Here is a 4,591-nt window from a genome sequence, read left to right as displayed (position 1 = left end):
GTCGGGCGACCGCCGCTACGCCGGGATCGCGGTCCCCGCCACGGAAAGCCTGAAGGACACGATCGCGCGCGTGCTGCCCTATTGGGAAGGACGCATCGCCCCCGCGCTGAAGGACGGGCAGCGCGTGCTGATCTCCGCGCACGGCAATTCGCTGCGCGCGCTGGTGAAGCATCTGTCGCACATCTCCGACGACGAGATCACCGGGCTGGAAATCCCCACCGGCCAGCCGATCGTCTACGAACTGGACGCGCAGCTGAACGCGACCGACCGCTATTACCTGAACGAGCGGTAATCCGCGGCGGCTGCGCCTACCCGGCCATCGGCAGGCGCAGCCGCACCAGCAGCCCGCCCAGATCCTCGCTCTCCTCCAGCGTGACCGTTCCGTCGTAGATTTCCGCGACGTCGCGCACGATCGCGAGGCCCAGGCCCGTGCCCGGCTTGCCGGTGTCGAGCCGCACCCCGCGGTCGAAGATGCGGATACGATCCGCCTCGGGGATGCCCATGCCGTCGTCCTCGACCATGATCTCGACGAAGCCGGCCTGCGCCGCAACGGTCACGAACACGCTGCCGCCGCCGTATTTGGCGGCATTCTCGACCAGATTGCCCATGATCTCGTCCAGATCCTGCCGCTCGATATGCGCGACCAGATCCTTCGGCCCGTCCATGTCGACGCGAACATGCGGGTACAGGCGACGGACCGCGCGCTCGACCGATTCGACGCTGGGCCACACCTGCGCGCGGCTGTGCGCGGAGCCGCGCCGGCCGACCGCGCGTGCGCGTGCCAGATGGTGGTCGACCTGCCGCCGCATCGTCCGCGCCTCGCGCACCACGGTATCGGCCAGATCGTCCGACTGCGCGGTGGCGGCGTTCATGATGACGGTCAGCGGGGTCTTGAGCGCATGGGCCAGGTTTCCGGCATGGCGGCGCGCCTCCTCGGCCTGCGTTTCGTTGTGCGCGACCAGCGCGTTCAGTTCCTCGACCAGCGGCAGCACTTCCAGCGGCATGTCGCCGGCGATCTGGTTCGAACGGCCAGCGCGCATTTTCGCGATCTCCAGCCGCACCTTGCGCAGCGGCCACAGGCCGTAGAAGGTCTGGAGCGCGGCCAGGATGATGAGGCCGACGCCCAGCAGCACGAAGCTGCGCACCAGCGTCCGCCGCAATATCGTGATCTGCGCATCCAGCGCCTCGCGGCTGGCCGCCACCTGGAACCGCCATCGCACCGGCGATCCCGGCAGCTTCACGTCGCGCTCGACGATGCGCAGCTTCTCGTCGCCGAACTGCTTGCTGTCGTAGATGTGGACGCCTCGGTCGTCGTGCTGCACGCCATAGGCGATCTGCCGGTCCCACAGCGAGCGCGAGGGGAACACCTCATGCCCCGGCGCGGAAACCTGCCAGTAGAGGCCAGAATACGGCTCCAGGAACCGCTGGTCGGCGGGTTCGCGGTTGAACGTCACCTCCCCTGCGGTGTCGATCTCGGCGGACACCAGCAGCGAGCGCAGCACATATTCCAGCTGGTCGTCGGCATTGGTCGTCACCGCCGCCACCAGCACGCGGTCGAGCGCAAACCCGCCCGCGCCCAGCAGGACGGAGATCCACAGCGCCGCGATCAGGATCATGCGTCGCGACAGCGAGCCGCGCGCGCGCAGCCCCAGCGGCTCGATCGCGCCCGAATCGGTCACGGCGTCAGGCGTCCGGATCTTCCAGGCTGTAGCCAAGCCCGCGGATGGTGGTGATGACGTCCTGACCCAACTTCTTGCGGATGCGCGTCACGAACACCTCGATCGTGTTCGAATCGCGATCGAAATCCTGATCGTAGATATGCTCGATCAACTCGGTGCGGCTCACCACCTTGCCCTTGTGATGGAGCAGGTAGCTGAGCAATTTATATTCCTGCGCAGTCAGCTTCACCGGCTCGCCCGCGCGGGTGACCTTTCCCGATCGCGTGTCCAGCCGCACGTCGCCCGCGGTCAGTTCGGACGAGGCATTGCCCGATGCACGGCGGATCAGCGCGCGCAGCCGGGCGATCAGTTCCTCGGTCTGGAACGGCTTGGCGACGTAATCGTCGGCGCCCGCGTCCAGTCCGGCGACCTTGTCGGACCAGCTGTCGCGCGCGGTCAGCACCAGCACCGGGGTCGTCTTCCCTTCCTTGCGCCAGCGGTCGAGCACGGTCAGCCCGTCGATCTCCGGCAGGCCGAGGTCGAGGACGATCGCATCGTAGTTCTCGGTCGAACCGAGGAAATGCCCCTCCTCGCCATCGGTGGCCAGGTCGATGGCGTAGCCGGCGCCCTCCAGCGTGGACTTCAGCTGCTGGCCGAGGTTCGGCTCGTCCTCGACGATGAGCACGCGCATGTGGGTCTCCCTGTTCCTGATATCGTCAATGGCCGGTACGGCCGATCACCTGCCCGGTCCGCCCGTCCACGTCGACCCAGATGACGCTGCCGTCGCGCAGGAACTTGAGCGTGTACACCCCGCTCGGCATCTCCAGATCGACGCCGATATATTGCGCGCCCTTCATCGTCGGCACGACGCGGCGCTCGATCTCCGGCAGTGGCAGGATGCGGCCGTCGCGCGTCGCCTGCCGCGCGGCCAGCCCGTCGTGCGCCTGTTCGGCGGGCACGGCCAGCGCGGGCGCGGCAAGCACCGGGAGCAGGACGGCCGGGCCGGTCGAAAGGAGGCGAAGCAGCATTCTCACCTTTGCTGGCATAGCGGGAAGGGATTGAACAGCCTGTGAATGGCGGTGTCAGCCGCCGGCAACCTGACCATGCAACTTGCCGCCACCGACCCGGTTCCCTAGGTGCGCGCCATGGCTGCACCGATATTGGCATATGAGGATCTGGGGCTGGTCCAGGGCGCGGGCTGGCTGTTCCGCCACCTCGACCTGTTCGTCGGCGCGCGCGACCGGCTGGCGCTTATCGGGCGCAACGGCGCGGGCAAATCGACGCTGCTGAAGCTGATCGCCGGCGCGATCGACGCGGATGAGGGGCGGCGAACGATCGTGCCCGGCACCAAGGTGGTGATGCTGGAGCAGGACCCCGACGTCGCCGGCTTCGCCACGCTGGAGGAATATGTACTGGACGGCGCGGGTGCGCCCGCCGCCTATGAGGCCGCGGCGATCGCCGACCAGCTGGGCATCGACCTGTCGCGGGAGGCGGCGACCGCGTCGGGGGGGGAGCGGCGCCGCGCGGCGATCGTCCGCGCGCTGGCGATGGACCCGGACGTGCTACTGCTGGACGAGCCGACCAACCACCTCGACATCGCCGCGATCGAATGGCTGGAGGACTGGCTGAAGCGGTTCACCGGCGCGTTCGTGGTCATCAGCCACGACCGCACCTTCCTGACGCGGCTGACGCGCCAGACCCTGTGGCTTGACCGCGGGCTGCTGCGCCGCGCCGAGGTCGGCTTCGGCGGGTTCGATGCCTGGACCGAGCAGGTCTATGCCGAGGAGGAGCGCAATGCCGCGCGGCTCGATGCCAAGCTGAAGATCGAGGAGCATTGGCTGCAACGCGGCGTCACCGGGCGGCGACGGCGCAACCAGGGGCGGCTGGCCAAGCTGAAGGAGATGCGCGCCACGCGCGCCGCGATGATCGGGCCGCAGGGCGCCGCCGCGTTGCAGGTCGCCGCGGACGACGTGAAGACCAAGGTGGTGATCGACGTCGAGCATGTCACGAAGAGCTACGGCGATCGCACGATCATCCGCGACCTGACGTTGCGCGTCGCGCGCGGCGACCGGATCGGCATCGTCGGGCGCAACGGCGCGGGCAAGACGACGCTGCTGCGCCTGCTGACCGGAGAGCTGGCGCCGGACAGCGGCACGGTGAAGCGCGCCAGGACGCTGGACGGGATCGTCATCGACCAGCAGCGCAGCCTGATGGCGCCGCAGAAGACGGTGCGCGACGTGCTGGCCGACGGCGGCGAGTGGATCGACGTACTGGGCACGCGCAAGCACCTGCACGGCTATCTCAAGGAATTCCTGTTCGATCCGTCGCTGGCGGAGGCGAAGGTGGGCACGCTGTCCGGCGGCGAACGCTCGCGGCTGCTGCTGGCGCGGGAGTTCGCGCGCGAATCGAACCTGCTGGTGCTGGACGAGCCGACCAACGACCTCGACCTCGAAACGCTCGATTTGTTGCAGGAGGTGATCGCCGATTACGGCGGCACCGTGCTGATCGTCAGCCACGATCGCGACTTTCTCGATCGCACCGTGACGGTGACGCTCGGCCTCGACGGGTCGGGGACGGTCGATGTCGTCGCGGGCGGTTACGAGGATTGGGAGGCCAAGCGCCAGCGTCGCCCGGACGCGCGCAGGCCCGCCGCGACGAAGGCGAGCGCCGCGCCCCCGCCCGCCGCCCCGACGCGCATCAAGCTGAGCTTCAAGGACCAGCGCGACTACGACCTGCTGCCCGCGCGGATCGAGGCGATCGACCGTGACGTCGCCGCGCGCGAGGAACGGCTGGCCGACCCCGCGCTCTACACCCGCGATCCGGCGGCGTTCGACCGGCTGACGAAGGAGATCGCCGCGCTGCGCGACGAGAAGGACACGGCCGAAATGCGCTGGCTGGAACTGGCCGAACGGGTCGAGGGAGCGGGTTGACCC

5 protein-coding genes are annotated in these 4,591 nt (G+C 68.7%); 2 read left to right on the top strand and 3 right to left on the bottom strand.

Translation table 11 applies throughout. The features are described from left to right. Positions 1 to 292, top strand: a 292-nt coding sequence (locus AX685_RS01540) for a 2,3-bisphosphoglycerate-dependent phosphoglycerate mutase (protein WP_156445594.1), incomplete at its 5' end; no start/stop codon positions are given. A 16-nt stretch (positions 293 to 308) separates the two neighbouring features. On the opposite strand, the gene AX685_RS01535 is transcribed toward AX685_RS01540, so the two are convergent. The 3 genes from AX685_RS01535 to AX685_RS01525 all read right to left on the bottom strand — a co-directional run bounded on the left by AX685_RS01535 (position 309) and on the right by AX685_RS01525 (position 2,686). Then, positions 309 to 1,616, bottom strand: a complete 1,308-nt coding sequence (locus AX685_RS01535; protein WP_066484633.1) for a sensor histidine kinase — start codon at positions 1,614 to 1,616, stop codon at positions 309 to 311. A gap of 67 nt (positions 1,617 to 1,683) precedes the next feature. Continuing rightward, positions 1,684 to 2,349, bottom strand: coding sequence for a response regulator transcription factor (locus AX685_RS01530; RefSeq protein ID WP_066484631.1), 666 nt, complete (start codon positions 2,347 to 2,349; stop codon positions 1,684 to 1,686). A 25-nt stretch (positions 2,350 to 2,374) separates the two neighbouring features. Further along, entirely contained in the window at positions 2,375 to 2,686 is a 312-nt protein-coding gene (locus tag AX685_RS01525; protein ID WP_066484629.1) for a hypothetical protein, read from the bottom strand. A 117-nt stretch (positions 2,687 to 2,803) separates the two neighbouring features. Here AX685_RS01525 and AX685_RS01520 point away from each other — a divergent pair, with 117 nt between their 5' ends. Next, on the top strand, positions 2,804 to 4,588 hold the full coding sequence (locus tag AX685_RS01520) for an ABC-F family ATP-binding cassette domain-containing protein (protein WP_066484623.1): 1,785 nt from the start codon (positions 2,804 to 2,806) through the stop codon (positions 4,586 to 4,588). Positions 4,589 to 4,591 lie beyond the last annotated feature (3 nt).

Origin of the sequence: Sphingomonas sp. CCH9-F2, assembly GCF_001556735.1 — a bacterium.
Lineage (GTDB): Bacteria > Pseudomonadota > Alphaproteobacteria > Sphingomonadales > Sphingomonadaceae > Sphingomonas > Sphingomonas ginsenosidimutans.
This window is presented reverse-complemented; position numbering and strand designations above follow the sequence as displayed.